General features: G+C 43.9%; 13 protein-coding genes and 5 pseudogenes. 17 read left to right on the top strand and 1 reads right to left on the bottom strand.

What is annotated here, in order from left to right:
* The 16 genes and pseudogenes from K4H96_RS00880 to K4H96_RS12400 form a co-directional block, all read left to right on the top strand.
* A pseudogene (locus K4H96_RS00880) lies at positions 1-878 on the top strand (SNF2-related protein); the annotation flags it as partial.
* A 7-nt stretch (positions 879-885) separates the two neighbouring features.
* The gene (locus K4H96_RS00875; protein WP_001129922.1) at positions 886-1,260 is read left to right on the top strand and encodes a TnpV protein; all 375 of its coding nucleotides are present in this window, start codon (positions 886-888) and stop codon (positions 1,258-1,260) included.
* A 366-nt stretch (positions 1,261-1,626) separates the two neighbouring features.
* Positions 1,627-3,546: a tetracycline resistance ribosomal protection protein Tet(O) gene (tet(O), locus tag K4H96_RS00870; RefSeq protein ID WP_000691758.1), complete on the top strand. Its 1,920-nt coding sequence runs from the start codon at positions 1,627-1,629 to the stop codon at positions 3,544-3,546.
* A 51-nt stretch (positions 3,547-3,597) separates the two neighbouring features.
* Complete coding sequence (locus tag K4H96_RS00865) at positions 3,598-3,771, top strand: cysteine-rich KTR domain-containing protein (RefSeq protein WP_002779755.1); 174 nt, start codon at positions 3,598-3,600, stop codon at positions 3,769-3,771.
* Positions 3,772-4,258: 487 nt separating this feature from the next.
* The gene (locus K4H96_RS00860; RefSeq protein WP_000241709.1) at positions 4,259-4,771 is read left to right on the top strand and encodes a sigma-70 family RNA polymerase sigma factor; all 513 of its coding nucleotides are present in this window, start codon (positions 4,259-4,261) and stop codon (positions 4,769-4,771) included.
* Between the two features lie 94 nt (positions 4,772-4,865).
* Positions 4,866-5,291 carry an RNA polymerase sigma factor gene (locus tag K4H96_RS00855; protein ID WP_000323895.1) on the top strand — a complete coding sequence of 142 codons (426 nt, stop codon included), beginning with the start codon at positions 4,866-4,868 and terminating at the stop codon, positions 5,289-5,291.
* Between the two features lie 83 nt (positions 5,292-5,374).
* Positions 5,375-5,849: pseudogene (locus K4H96_RS12310) on the top strand (RNA polymerase sigma factor).
* A 154-nt stretch (positions 5,850-6,003) separates the two neighbouring features.
* Positions 6,004-6,882 carry an AAA family ATPase gene (locus K4H96_RS00845; RefSeq protein WP_223336827.1) on the top strand — a complete coding sequence of 293 codons (879 nt, stop codon included), beginning with the start codon at positions 6,004-6,006 and terminating at the stop codon, positions 6,880-6,882.
* A gap of 671 nt (positions 6,883-7,553) precedes the next feature.
* Positions 7,554-8,519 (top strand): MobV family relaxase, encoded by a 966-nt coding sequence (gene mobV, locus K4H96_RS00840; RefSeq protein ID WP_001820668.1) that lies wholly within the window; start codon positions 7,554-7,556, stop codon positions 8,517-8,519.
* An 8-nt stretch (positions 8,520-8,527) separates the two neighbouring features.
* On the top strand, positions 8,528-9,382 hold the full coding sequence (locus tag K4H96_RS00835; RefSeq protein ID WP_000743700.1) for a ParB/RepB/Spo0J family partition protein: 855 nt from the start codon (positions 8,528-8,530) through the stop codon (positions 9,380-9,382).
* A gap of 45 nt (positions 9,383-9,427) precedes the next feature.
* Positions 9,428-9,658, top strand: a complete 231-nt coding sequence (locus K4H96_RS00830; RefSeq protein WP_001206986.1) for a YdbC family protein — start codon at positions 9,428-9,430, stop codon at positions 9,656-9,658.
* A complete protein-coding gene (locus tag K4H96_RS00825; protein WP_000253176.1) occupies positions 9,658-9,921 on the top strand; it encodes a hypothetical protein in 264 nt (87 codons plus the stop codon). The genes K4H96_RS00830 and K4H96_RS00825 overlap by 1 nt, the downstream gene beginning before the upstream one ends.
* Before the next feature lie 54 nt (positions 9,922-9,975).
* On the top strand, positions 9,976-11,832 hold the full coding sequence (locus K4H96_RS00820; RefSeq protein ID WP_001820670.1) for a recombinase family protein: 1,857 nt from the start codon (positions 9,976-9,978) through the stop codon (positions 11,830-11,832).
* Positions 11,825-12,784 (top strand): annotated as a pseudogene (locus tag K4H96_RS00815) (DEAD/DEAH box helicase family protein); the annotation flags it as partial. The gene K4H96_RS00820 and the pseudogene K4H96_RS00815, both read left to right, overlap by 8 nt.
* A 74-nt stretch (positions 12,785-12,858) precedes the next feature.
* Positions 12,859-13,143, top strand: a complete 285-nt coding sequence (locus K4H96_RS00810; protein ID WP_049548778.1) for a DUF5962 family protein — start codon at positions 12,859-12,861, stop codon at positions 13,141-13,143.
* Between the two features lie 13 nt (positions 13,144-13,156).
* Positions 13,157-13,246, top strand: a pseudogene (locus K4H96_RS12400) (DUF5966 family protein); the annotation flags it as partial.
* A 44-nt stretch (positions 13,247-13,290) separates the two neighbouring features.
* On the opposite strand, the pseudogene K4H96_RS00805 reads toward K4H96_RS12400, so the two are convergent.
* Positions 13,291-13,467 (bottom strand): annotated as a pseudogene (locus K4H96_RS00805) (DUF5966 family protein); the annotation flags it as partial.
* A gap of 22 nt (positions 13,468-13,489) precedes the next feature.
* Here K4H96_RS00805 and K4H96_RS00800 point away from each other — a divergent pair.
* On the top strand, positions 13,490-13,690 hold a 201-nt coding region (locus K4H96_RS00800; protein WP_227956312.1), incomplete at its 3' end, for a GNAT family N-acetyltransferase.

The raw sequence follows: 13,690 nt of genomic DNA, 5'->3' as shown, positions 1-13,690 counted from the left end.
CGACAGGAACACCTGTTTCCAATTCTATTAGTGAGTTGTATACTATGATGAACTATATTCAACCAGATATCTTAAAACGCTATCAAGTTGATTATTTTGACTCTTGGGTAGGTGCTTTTGGAGAAATTCAAAACTCTATGGAATTAGCTCCTACAGGGGATAAGTACCAACCTAAGAAACGATTTAAAAAATTTGTCAATCTACCTGAGTTGATGAAAATCTATAAAGAAACAGCCGACATTCAAACACAAGATATGTTAGATTTACCTGTTCCAGAAGCTCGTATTATCCCTATTGAGAGYGAGTTAACTAAAAACCAGAAACTCTATTTAGAAGAATTAGTTATGAGATCAGATGCGGTTAAATGTGGAACAGTTGATCCAAGCCAGGATAACATGTTAAAAATTACGGGTGAGGCACGAAAATTAGCTATTGATATGCGTTTATTGGACTCTAGTTATAGTCTAGCAGACAATCATAAACTGCTTCAGGTAGTAGATAATGTTGAGAGAATTTATCGAGAAGGAATGGAAAATAAGGCTACTCAGATGATTTTTTCAGATATTGGAACACCTAAGAAAAAGGACAATGGCTTTGATGTTTATTCTGAGATTAAGGCTTTATTAGTTGATAGAGGAGTCCCTAGTAAGGAAATTGCCTTTGTACATGATGCCAATAGTGATGAAAAGAAGAATAGCTTGTCTCGAAAGGTCAATGCAGGAGAGGTGCGGATTCTTCTTGCCTCAACTGAAAAAGGAGGAACAGGTTTAAATGTTCAGAGCAAGATGAAAGCAGTTCATCATCTGGATGTACCGTGGAGACCAAGTGATGTAGGACGGATTTTGCGGACATTCAAAATAAAAAAGAATGTGGAGGTAACAGACAATGGCAAAATCATTATTTGAGGAACTGGGCGGCAAATACGAAAGGCAAGGGGATTATTTGATACCGTGCTTAACTGTACCCGCCGAAGAAGAACAGGCAATAGGCATCTGGGGGCAACGGCATTTAGATTATCTAAAACAGTACCGTAAAGTTACATACACCAATCTTCTTACAAGCGGCAGGCTAAACGCCTACCTTGCCGACATCAACAGACAGGCACAGGAACGCTTTGAAAGGCTCATAGAGGGTATGAAACAGGCACAGGGCATAACGGAACAGCTAAAGGCAGAAAACGCCTTAGAATGGACAGGATGCCTCAATAACATAAGGGCTTGTGCGAGGGAGATTGTGGAAAAGGAAATTATTTTTGCATAAACAGATGATTAGTGGCAGGGGGAAATCCTGCCGCTTTTTCTGCTTTAGTTTGTCAGCTTGACAAATAAAGGGTTAAGGAATATAATTAGATTCAGTATTATACAAGGAGTTAATAAATATGCGGCAAGGTATTCTTAAATAAACTGTCAATTTGATAGTGGGAACAAAAAGTAGCAGTCCCGTTTCACTTTTAATATGGGGCTTAGTTTTTTGTACCCAGTTTAAGAATACTTTTATCATGTAATTTTATATGCCCGAAAACATATAAGTGTTTTGGGGCTATTGGAGTTATTTACCCAGTGATAGGAGTATTTATCACTGGGTATTTTTATGCCCTTTTTTGGGTGTTGATAGGAGGAAAATCACATGAAAATAATTAACTTAGGCATTCTGGCTCACGTTGACGCAGGAAAGACAACATTAACGGAAAGTTTATTGTATACCAGTGGTGCAATTGCAGAACTAGGGAGCGTAGATGAAGGCACAACAAGGACAGATACAATGAATTTGGAGCGTCAAAGGGGAATCACTATCCAGACAGCAGTGACATCTTTTCAGTGGGAGGATGTAAAAGTCAACATTATAGATACGCCAGGCCATATGGATTTTTTGGCGGAAGTATACCGTTCTTTATCCGTATTAGACGGAGCAGTATTATTAGTTTCTGCAAAGGATGGCATACAGGCACAGACCCGTATACTGTTTCATGCACTACAGATAATGAAGATTCCGACAATTTTTTTCATCAATAAAATTGACCAAGAGGGGATTGATTTGCCAATGGTATATCGGGAAATGAAAGCAAAGCTTTCTTCGGAAATTATAGTGAAGCAAAAGGTTGGGCAGCATCCCCATATAAATGTAACGGACAATGACGATATGGAACAGTGGGATGCGGTAATTATGGGAAACGATGAACTATTAGAGAAATATATGTCAGGGAAACCGTTTAAAATGTCAGAACTGGAACAGGAAGAAAACAGGAGATTCCAAAACGGAACGTTATTTCCCGTTTATCACGGAAGCGCTAAAAACAATCTGGGGATTCGGCAGCTTATAGAAGTAATTGCCAGTAAATTTTATTCATCAACGCCTGAAGGTCAATCTGAACTATGCGGGCAGGTTTTTAAGATTGAATATTCAGAGAAAAGGMGGCGTTTTGTTTATGTGCGTATATATAGCGGAACATTGCATTTGAGGGATGTTATTAGAATATCTGAAAAAGAGAAAATAAAAATCACAGAGATGTGTGTTCCGACAAACGGTGAATTATATTCATCCGATACAGCCTGCTCTGGTGATATTGTAATTTTACCAAATGATGTTTTGCAGCTAAACAGTATTTTGGGGAACGAAATACTGTTGCCGCAGAGAAAATTTATTGAAAATCCTCTCCCTATGCTCCAAACAACGATTGCAGTAAAGAAATCTGAACAGCGGGAAATATTGCTTGGGGCACTTACAGAAATTTCAGATGGCGACCCTCTTTTAAAATATTATGTGGATACTACAACGCATGAGATTATACTTTCTTTTTTGGGGAATGTGCAGATGGAAGTCATTTGTGCCATCCTTGAGGAAAAATATCATGTGGAGGCAGAAATAAAAGAGCCTACTGTTATATATATGGAAAGACCGCTTAGAAAAGCAGAATATACCATCCACATAGAAGTCCCGCCAAATCCTTTCTGGGCTTCTGTCGGGTTGTCCATAGAGCCGCTCCCTATTGGAAGCGGAGTGCAGTATGAAAGCAGAGTTTCACTTGGATATTTAAATCAATCGTTCCAAAATGCGGTTATGGAGGGGGTTCTTTATGGCTGCGAGCAGGGGCTGTATGGATGGAAAGTGACAGACTGTAAAATCTGTTTTGAATATGGATTGTATTATAGTCCTGTAAGTACCCCCGCAGACTTTCGGCTGCTTTCCCCTATCGTATTGGAGCAGGCTTTAAAAAAAGCAGGGACAGAACTATTAGAGCCATATCTCCACTTTGAAATTTATGCACCGCAGGAATATCTCTCACGGGCGTATCATGATGCTCCAAGGTATTGTGCAGATATTGTAAGTACTCAGATAAAGAATGACGAGGTCATTCTGAAAGGAGAAATCCCTGCTAGATGTATTCAAGAATACAGGAACGATTTAACTTATTTCACAAATGGGCAGGGAGTCTGCTTGACAGAGTTAAAAGGATACCAGCCAGCTATTGGTAAATTTATTTGCCAACCCCGCCGCCCGAATAGCCGTATAGATAAGGTTCGGCATATGTTCCACAAGTTAGCTTAACAGCTTGCAAAAGTCATATAAAATGAGATTTGAAAGGATTAGAGACTAATTATGATGAAATGCGAATGGATATTGTGTCCTGTTTGTGGGAGCAAAACCCGTAATAAAATTAGGAAGGACACTGTTTTGGAGAATTATCCCCTTTATTGTCCAAAATGCAGACAAGAAAGATTGATTAAAGTTGACAACTTGAAGATAACTGTCATCAAAGAGCCAGACGCTTAAGACGCAGAGCCGATGAAATTGTGGAACAATTCACGAATCATCGGCTCTTTTTGTTTCGTATTTGAAAGAACAAACTCACCAAATAAAAAAAACGATATTCGGGTGGGTTATTTTGTTATACCCTAAATTACCCTCTGAATTTGTTTTTAAATTTGGAGGGATTTTTTTATGTCCTTTTTTCGGGCAGTTATCTATCTGCTCATACGAAGCAAAATTTATCAATACATAGCATATCAGAGAACGGCAGGAAACCAGTTAAAAAAATTTCTGCCAGTGCAACGGTACTTCTCACCTTGAAAGTAGAAGTACAATCTCCATACAATAGAATTACTATTTCCTATAACCGTAAAGGTCACAGAGCCTTTGCGGTTTTTCTTTTGTCGATTTTTGTTGGAAAGTGCCGTAGGGCTGTTTCTGATATGCGGTGTCGTTCTCCGCCTCTCCATCTGGATTTTTTACATTTCAAAAATTCAGATGGGAGGTATTTATGGTGAAATATGCACCAAGAAAGGTATATATCAGAGAAAGTGGCGGCTATGTGGAATTATCCTACACGGAGTTCTGCCGTTGCAGGGAATCCGACCAGACCTATATGGACAAGCTGTTTATCCCCATTCAAGGCTGTCTGCTTGAAGTCGTGAGGGAGCAATACACAGACTTCTACCGTGACAAGGAACGGTGGCGTTATCTGCAAAAATTAGATACAAAGAATAGACTGCTATCTCTCGACGGATTTACGGACAGCGAGGGGAATCCTCTGGACTTTATCACTGATGAAGCGGTGGACATTGCAGAAACCGTTGTCAATGCGGTCATGGTGGACAGGCTGAAAGCCGCCCTGCCTTTGCTGTCGGATAGTGAACAGGAGCTGATACAGGCAATCTTTTTTGACGGACTTTCCGAGCGTGAAGTCGGGGCGAGGTTGGGCATAACCCAGAGCGTTGTAAACAAACGCAAAGCCAGAATCCTAATAAAACTAAGAAAGATAATAGAAAATTAAAATTTAAGGCGTTCAGCCCCCTTGTTTTTTCCTTTGGGAAGATGAGGGGGCTTTTCTCTGCCCTCTCAATCAATTCTGATTGGAGGAAGTAAGAATGGCATACAACCACGGACGGGAGGACAGGAAATGGCGTATCTGGAAAGAAGCGGAGGAAAAGCTGCTGCGTGAGTGCGGCGTTGATGAAGCGACCATTGAGCAGATACGCATGGCGGACAGGGCAGACTTCAATTCCAACAGGCGGTTTTACCGATGGACGAATGACGTTGCGGAATATCTTGAGGACATGGCAGGCAGGGAGCGGCAGGCGGAAGTGGGTACGGTTGCGGAGTTACTGGAAGAGATTGAGAGCGAAAATCTCTATCAAGTATTAGTCACGGTGGACGGGCGTACCTTGAAAATCGTCCTGCTGAAAATGCAGGGGTATTCCACAAAGGAGATTGCCCCGCTTGTGCATTTGACGACTGGTGCCATCTATGCGAGGTTAGACCATCTGCGGAAGAAGCTGCGGAAAATTTTATAGCTTCTAAAACAGCCTGCCATCCTGCGGGCTACTGGGTGAGGGATGGAAATCCCCTCACTCATTTTTTGCAGGAGGACAACAGGATGGCATACAGGGTTAAGGCATACACGCTTCGGGAGGAATCCACGGAAAGCGGCACAAGGTATTTTATCAGCTTTAAGGACGGGCAGGGCAAATCCCACGAGTTGGAAGTGTCGGAACAGTTCTTTATGGAGTTTCGGCAGATGGAGCGCAGGAACAGGAATCTTTTCTAATGGGACGAGCGGCACAGGGAGTTTAACGAGGTATGGGACGAAACCCTTTACAGACGGGCGTTGCGTGTGCCTAAGAGCCTTGATGAACGCATGGTTGAGGAAGAACGGAATGAAACGCTCTATAAGGCGGTTGGGAGCCTTCCAGAGATACAAAGGCGGCGTTTCCTGCTCTACTACGAGTATGAGTTCAATTTTTACCAAATCGCCGCTATGGAGCATTGCACCGCTTCGGCAATACAGAAATCTGTTGCGATTGCAAAGGAGAAAGTAAAGGCGGAAATTGAAGAAATATCTCCAACCGTGACCGACACCGCCCGAAAAAGAAATCTGTTTTTTATTTGTGTGGGATTGGCGGCATTACATACTCTCACTTTTTTCCGTGGGAGTAAATCTATTTTTAAGGAGGTCAACGCCTATGTGCAACGAAAACAAAGACACCGCCCGAAAGGAGGAAAGCCATGCAGAAGTTACAGACAGTCAACGCCGAAACGCTCCTTTATGAACCGCTTGAGAAACCATCCTTTGTGGTGGACAGCCTTATCCCGACAGGCTTATCGCTGTTCTGCGGCTCACAGAAGATAGGCAAAAGCTGGCTCATGCTGAAGCTATGCTTATGCGTGTCGCAGGGAATCCCTTTATGGGATATGCCGACAATGGAGGGCGATGTGCTTTACCTCTGCCTTGAGGACACGTTCTGCCGCATACAGGACAGGTTATTTCGTTTGACGGACGAAGCAAGCGGGCGGCTCCACTTTGCCGTGGCAAGCTGCAAGCTGTCAGACGGTCTTATCGTGCAGCTTGAAGATTATCTGAAAGATTACCCAGACAGCAGGCTCATTGTCATTGATACCTTGCAGAAAGTCCGTACAGCTTCAAAAGACAATGCCTATGCAAGCGACTATGGGGACATCTCCCTCATCAAAGACTTTGCCGACAGGCACTCTCTGGCGGTCATTGTCGTACACCACATCCGAAAGCAGAATGACAGCGACGTGTTCAACAAGGTGTCTGGGATGACAGGATTAACGGGGAGTGCGGACGCTACCTTTGTTCTGGAAAAGGAGAAACGTGCGTCTGACACCGCCAAGCTGTATGTGACGGGCAGGGACACGCCTTATCAGGAATACACGCTGCGTTTCCGTGATTGCCGTTGGGAGCTTGTGGAGCGGAAAACGCAGGAGCAGCTTGCGAAAGAAACGATACCAGATGTCCTTTTTCGGTTGGTGGATTTTATGAGGGATAAGGAAGAATGGATAGGCACGGCAACGGAACTGTTAGCCGCTATGGGGGAAACGGAAACCATACCCACGGTGATTACGAAATGGCTGAATGAATAACGCACCACATTTTTAAGCGAGAACCGTATCTGCTACCAGTACAGCCGCAGGAAAGACGGCAGGCGGATTGCCCTTGCAAGGAGGGCGGGTGACAGCGGTGATGGTGGTGACAGCGATATTAGGATACCCCCCTGTTACTGTCATTGACGCTTAAAGCCATGTAAAGCTGGCGGCTCTGCCCTGCGGGTGACAGCAGTGACGGTGGTGACAGTGATTTTAGGATACCCTGCCGCTGTCATCCCTACGGGAGAACACCCCGTAAACGCAAAATGCAGGCGTGAGATTTACTCGCCCTTTTCGGTCGTGTAAAACCACCCCTGCGGTCAGAAAAATCATTCCGATTTTTCCGACTGCGTTTACAGGGTGTAACACACTACACTTTGCCCTGCAAAGTCGTGTGCCAGACGTTCCCTCTGGACTCCCTTAAGGCAGGGCTGTGCCCTGCTATCCTACGCCTTACGGCTTCGGATAAAAGAATGGCGGCATGACGGTGACGGCTCTTGCGAGGGGGGTATCCCAAAAACACCGTCATCATCGACATGACCGTCATGCAGGGGGTGAGGGTGACAGTTGCGGCAGTCGGCAGGGGGTATCCCAAAACTGCTGTCACCACCGTCACCGCTGTCACCCCAAAGGACGGTCACCCGCCGAAAGAAAGGAGGAATCCGCCTATGCCTTATGCAATCCTGCGTTTCCAGAAACGAAAAGCGGGCGGCGTTGCGGCTTGTGAACGCCACAACGAGCGGAAGAAAGAAGCCTACAAAAGCAACCCAGATATAGATATGGAACGCTCTAAAAACAATTACCATCTCATAGCACCACCAAAGTACACCTACAAGAAAGAGATTAACCGCATGGTAGCCGAAGCGGGGTGCAGGACAAGGAAAGACAGCGTGATGATGGTGGAAACGCTCATCACAGCTTCACCAGAATTTATGAACCAGTTACCGCCCGAAGAACAAAAAGCGTATTTCCAGACGGCTCTTGACTTCATTTCGGAGCGTGTTGGAAAGCAGAATATCCTCTCCGCTGTCGTCCATATGGACGAGAGAACGCCCCATATGCACCTCTGCTTTGTGCCGATTACGCCAGACAATAAGCTGTCAGCGAAAGCTATCTTAGGCAACCAGAAATCATTATCCGAGTGGCAGACCGCCTACCATGAGCGGATGTCCTCACGGTGGAATCAGCTTGAACGGGGGCAGTCCTCAATGGAAACCAAGCGGAAACACGTCCCCACATGGCTCTATAAATTAGGCGGCAGGCTTGATAAACAGTATGAAGAAATCGTGTCTGCCCTATCCGACATCAACGCCTTTAACGCAGGGAAGAAAAGGGATAAAGCGTTAGATTTACTCTCTGCATGGCTGCCAGACGTGGAGAAATTCTCTAAGGAAATCGGGAAACAGCAGGCGTATATCGACAGTTTGAAAGAGAGAATTGGGCAGGAATCAGACTATGCGGGGCGTATGCGTGATGAAAAGTACGAGCAGGAACTAAAGGTGCAGAAAGCGAATCAGAAGATATTTGAATTGCAGAGAACCAACGAGCAGATGGGGCGGCTGCTGTCAAAAATACCGCCCGAAGTGTTGGAAGAATTGCAGAAAAATCATAGAAGCAGAGCGAAAGAAAGGTAGATATGTGAATGAAGAAACAGGATTTTAAGGTGTTAAAGACCAAAGACTTGTACCCGTTCCCCGACAATCCGTTTCATGTGGCAGAAGATGAAACACTGTCAGAGTTAGCGGAAAGCATCAAGGAATTTGGCATTGTCACGCCGATAATCACACGCCCGAAAGAGGACGGGGACGGTTATGAAGTGATTGCAGGACAGCGGCGTGTCCGTGCTTCTGAACTTGCAGGGATAAATACCGTGCCTGCGTTTGTCCTGCCCTTAGACCGTGACCGAGCCATCATCACCCTTGTAGACAGCAATTTGCAGCGTGAGAATATCCTGCCATCGGAGCGGGCGTTTGCTTACAAGATGAAATCCGAAGCCATGAAGCGGCAGGGTTTCCGCACAGACTTAACCTCGTCACAAGTTGTGACGAAGTTGCGGACGGACGACAAGGTGGCACAGGGCTTCGGCGTGGGCAGGATGACCGTGCAGCGTTTTATCCGCCTGACGGAACTGATACCGCCGATTTTGCAGATGGTGGACGAGGGGAAAATCGCCCTCACGCCTGCGGTGGAACTGTCCTTCTTGAAGAAAGACGAGCAGGAAAACCTCTTTGCCACGATGGAGAGCGAAGAAGCAACGCCCTCACTCTCACAGGCACAGCGGATGAAACAGTTAAGCCAGAGCGGGCGGCTTGACATGGATACGATATTTGCGATTATGACGGAGGAAAAGGGCAACCAGAAAGAAACCTTGAAAATCAACACAAGCAAGCTGAAAAAATACTTTCCGAAGAACACAACGCCGAAGCAGATGGAGGAAACCATCATCAAACTTTTGGAGCGTGAGTTGCAGAGGAAACGCAACCGTGACAGCCGCTAATCTTCTTTTTTCGGGAAGTAAATACAGAGAGTTGAGGTATGGAGAATGAGAGAAATCCAGTATGAAATCGTAAAGGAAATCGCAGTATTGTCTACGGGCGACAGTGGCTACACAAAGGAAATCAATCTCATTTCATGGAATGGGAAAGAGCCGAAGTATGACATCCGCAGCTTTTCCCCGAACCGTGAAAAGTGCGGCAAGGGAATCACGCTGAACGCTGATGAAGCGGCGGCACTCCTTAAAGCATTACAGAAAGAATTAAACAGCGAGGATTAATGGTATCTGATTGGCAGGGCGGGGACATTTCCAAACTCTTCCCTGCCCTGTCTGGAAAGGAAGATTTAAGTATGGGCGAGGATAAGAAAGCAGATAAAAAGAGAAAGCGTATCGTGCCAAAAGCACCAGTGCAGATGATAATCAGCCGTGAATATGTCGGCACACAGACCGTTACAGAAGCGTTTGTCCCGATTATCTCCGAGGATATTCGGAAGAAGATTGCCGAGGGCGACACCTTCGACAATGAGGGGCTGTCCGCTTAGAATGTACGCAATGGGACATGAAAACAGATAGGACAGATACGGAGGTTTTACAGTATGGCAGGAATCAAAGAAGAAAAGAAAATCTATTTAGTCGGCATTTATTGCCGCTTATCTAAAGACGATGGTACGGATAACGAGAGTGCGAGCATTGCGACACAGAAATCCATCCTCACGGATTATGTGAAAAAGCAGGGATGGCACATAGCAAAAACGTATGTGGACGATGGTTATTCTGGTACAAATTTCCAAAGACCAAGTTTCCAGAATATGATAAAAGACATTGAAAGCGGTCTGATAAACTGCGTGATTACGAAAGATTTATCCCGTCTGGGGAGAAACTATCTTGATTGTGGGTTATATCTGGAAGTTTTCTTCCCAGAGCATAACGTGAGGTATATAGCGGTCAATGACGGCGTAGATACCTTGAATAAATCTGCTATGGACATCACGCCTTTCCGCAACATTTTAAACGAAATGTATGCCGCTGACATATCTGTTAAGATAAAATCGGCATATCGGGCGAGGTTTCAACAGGGGAAATTCATGGGAACTACCGCCCCTTATGGCTATATCAAAGACCCTGCCGACCACAACCATCTGCTGATAGATGATAAAGTGGCACATGTTGTAAAAGAGATATTCGACCTTGCATTAAAAGGGAATGGAGTTGCCAAAATTTGCAGACATCTTAATAAACAGCATATCCTACGCCCTGCCGCTTATGCGGCGGAGCGTGGCGAAACAGGCTTTGAACGTCATTTTGAGGGGAACGAGGACAAACGCTATATTTGGAGTGGGAACAGCGTGAGGAGCATTTTAAGAAGCCCGATATATGCGGGAAATCTTGTAGGCTACAAACGGATTGCCGCCAATATGAAAAGCAAGAAACGCCCCTCTAAGCTGCCCGAAGAATGGGAAGTGATACCCAATACCCATGAGGGAATAGTCACGCAGGAGGAATTTGATATTGTCCAACAGCTTATTACAAGTCGTAGGCTTCCACAGAACAAGGGAGGATTTGTAAATATTTTTGCAGGCGTTATCAAGTGTGTGGACTGCGGATGTGCTCTGCGGGCAATGAACGTACACAGGAGGAAACGCCCAGAGATTATCGACTGTGTACAGTATTCATGTAATAATTATGCAAGAAACGGAAGAAGCGAGTGTAGTGCCCACAATATAGAAGCAAGGGATTTATTCAATGCCGTTCTTGCCGACATCAACTGTTTTGCGGATATGGCAGTGAATGATGAAAAGGCGGTCAGGGCCATAGAAAAGCGGCTCACGGAAACAGACCAGAGCAGGGCGAAAGCATTAGAGAAAGAACGTAAGAAGCTGAACAAACGCCTTGCGGAACTGGACAGGCTGTTTTCCTCTCTCTACGAGGATAAGGTCATGGAGCGTATTACCGAGCGGAATTTTGAGATGATGTCGGGGAAATACCAGAAAGAGCAGCTTGAAATTGAAGCAAGGCTGAAAGAGGTGACGGAAACTCTTAATGAAAGCTACGAGAAATCACGGGGAATCCGTGACTTCCTCGCCCTTATCCGAAATTATCAAGGCTTAAAAGAACTGGATGCAACAGTTATAAACGCACTCATAGACAAGATACTTGTTTCGGAGCGTGAGAAGATGGCAGACGGAACAGTGAAGCAGGAAATCAAGATTTACTATAAATTCATCGGCTTTGTCGATGAATTACATATCATACCTACAAAACGGTGGGCAGCAATGCCCGCTAAAAATTGTACGGTGTGCGGCGTTGAATATGTCCCGGGCTCTGGTGCATCAAGGTATTGTCCTGCTTGTGCCAAGAAGATACGGAGGGAGAAATCAAACGAGAGCAAACGCAGGAGCAGAGAACAGAAAAGGATAGCATGTATGAACTGTCCGCAAAAAATGACCGACTGACATTCAGCAACGCAATGGACGGATTATCCGACAGGGAGATGAAAACAAGGAAGTGGATATTTACCACTACATTACCAAAGGTTCGTTTGATAATTATCTATGGGCAACTCAGGAGAACAAACTCCGTTATATTAAGCAGATTATGACTTCTAAGGAGCCGATTCGTGCTGCAGAAGACATTGATGAGCAGACCATGACAGCTTCTGATTTTAAGGCACTAGCAACAGGTAATCCTTATCTCAAATATAAGATGGAACTAGAGAATGATCTAACTCTATTAGAAAATCAAAGACGCGCCTTTCAACGCAGCAAGGATCACTATCGTCACACAATCTCCTACTGTGAAGAAAATATGCCCATTCTTGAGAAACGATTAATCAAGTATGATGGAGATATTCAACAGTCTGAAATGTCGAAAGACCAGGCATTTTCTATGATGATAGGTAAGCAAGCTTTTGATCAACGAGCTGAAGCGGGGGAATCTCTACACCGTCTTATCCGTCATAATCAAGCTGACAGCAAAGAATTCCGTACCCTAGCTAGTTATCGAGGATTTGACATTAAAATGCTTAGTCTTCCAACAAATCAACCTCTTCCTGAAACTTTCTCTGTTAAGATTGTAGGAGAAAATCAGTATTCTGTCAGTTTAGACTTGTATTCTCCTTTGGGGACAATTCAAAGACTCCAACATACGATAGACCACATTAAAGATGACCAAGTGAAAACTCAGAACTTATTGGATGAATTAAAGGATAAATGGACTACTGCTAAGGTAGAAATTGAGAAAAATTTTCCAAAGGAAGAGGATTATCAAACTAAAAAGGGCGAATACGATGTACTCGCGCCATTGATTGAAACAGAAACGGATTTAGATATTATTGATCAGGCCTTACGACAATTCCACGAAAAAGGAAAAGAAAAGCAAGAACAACTTTCTTTTGAATTAGATTAAAAAATATATATAAATAGCGGACAAGAAAAGAAAAGCGCGGTAGAATAAAGATAGAAAGAAACGAGGTAACGATTATGATGGAAGATACCTATTATCAATTAGAAGAGGCTTTGGTACAGGGATTTCAAACACCTGAAGAATACCAATCCTACAAGGAGTTAAAGGAACATTATGAGGAAGTGACAGGCGATTACAGCTTTTCTATACGAGAACTTACTAGTCAATTGGAAATCGCTCTTCAGAATCATCGAGGTGTGGACTTTGAAGAACATGAAAAAGAGGAGTATTTGGACTTAGTTCAAAAATTAGAAGAGTTTGATTCCTCTCTTGCCACCCATTATCGTCAATTGATTGACTAGAAAGGAGAAAGTTATGAATGATTTACTCCTTATCCCAGTAATTTTTTTAGCAGTTGGAGGAATTCTTATTCTTTTATGGAGACTCTTTCTTATTGCCAGTGGACGCACTGAATAGTTTACACTAAATATAAAAAAATTATAAAATAATTATTTTTTAAAATAAATGGAGTTAATGAAGCGCCAACTAAATCCTAGAACCAACATCAGATTGATGAAAAGGTACACAGCCGTAAAACTAGTTAAACCATGTTGTCTGATATCATCAAAATATAAAGTAGGTTCAGTAAAGAACAAATAAATTCCATAAACCTCCACGAAAATAATGAGAATAAAATATGGAAACAACATGAACATTAGATTTGCAACACCATCAGACGCTGCGACCTTGCTTGCTATTTACGCGCCTTATGTAGAGAATACAGCCATCACTTTTGAGTATGAAGTTCCAACTATCGAAGATTTCACAAATAGGATTGCGAAAACATTGGAAAAATATCCTTACCTGGTGGCGGAAGAAGACGGTGTAGTCGTAGGTTATGCTTATGCT

The organism is Streptococcus sanguinis, from assembly GCF_020729765.1.
In the GTDB taxonomy this organism is placed as follows: domain Bacteria; phylum Bacillota; class Bacilli; order Lactobacillales; family Streptococcaceae; genus Streptococcus; species Streptococcus sanguinis_Q.
The sequence above is the reverse complement of the archived record's forward strand: the minus strand, read 5'-3'. Positions and strand labels throughout refer to the sequence as shown.

Excerpts from the sequence above, each read along its gene's own strand:
- K4H96_RS00855 (WP_000323895.1), top strand. The coding sequence starts at position 4,866 with ATGGCATACAACCACGGACGGGAGGACAGGAAATGGCGTATCTGGAAA.
- K4H96_RS00830 (WP_001206986.1), top strand. The coding sequence starts at position 9,428 with ATGAGAGAAATCCAGTATGAAATCGTAAAGGAAATCGCAGTATTGTCT.
- K4H96_RS00835 (WP_000743700.1), top strand. The coding sequence starts at position 8,528 with ATGAAGAAACAGGATTTTAAGGTGTTAAAGACCAAAGACTTGTACCCG.
- K4H96_RS00820 (WP_001820670.1), top strand. The coding sequence starts at position 9,976 with ATGGCAGGAATCAAAGAAGAAAAGAAAATCTATTTAGTCGGCATTTAT.
- K4H96_RS00845 (WP_223336827.1), top strand. The coding sequence starts at position 6,004 with ATGCAGAAGTTACAGACAGTCAACGCCGAAACGCTCCTTTATGAACCG.
- K4H96_RS00875 (WP_001129922.1), top strand. The coding sequence starts at position 886 with ATGGCAAAATCATTATTTGAGGAACTGGGCGGCAAATACGAAAGGCAA.
- K4H96_RS00860 (WP_000241709.1), top strand. The coding sequence starts at position 4,259 with ATGGTGAAATATGCACCAAGAAAGGTATATATCAGAGAAAGTGGCGGC.
- K4H96_RS00810 (WP_049548778.1), top strand. The coding sequence starts at position 12,859 with ATGATGGAAGATACCTATTATCAATTAGAAGAGGCTTTGGTACAGGGA.
- K4H96_RS00825 (WP_000253176.1), top strand. The coding sequence starts at position 9,658 with ATGGTATCTGATTGGCAGGGCGGGGACATTTCCAAACTCTTCCCTGCC.
- K4H96_RS00865 (WP_002779755.1), top strand. The coding sequence starts at position 3,598 with ATGATGAAATGCGAATGGATATTGTGTCCTGTTTGTGGGAGCAAAACC.
- mobV (WP_001820668.1), top strand. The coding sequence starts at position 7,554 with ATGCCTTATGCAATCCTGCGTTTCCAGAAACGAAAAGCGGGCGGCGTT.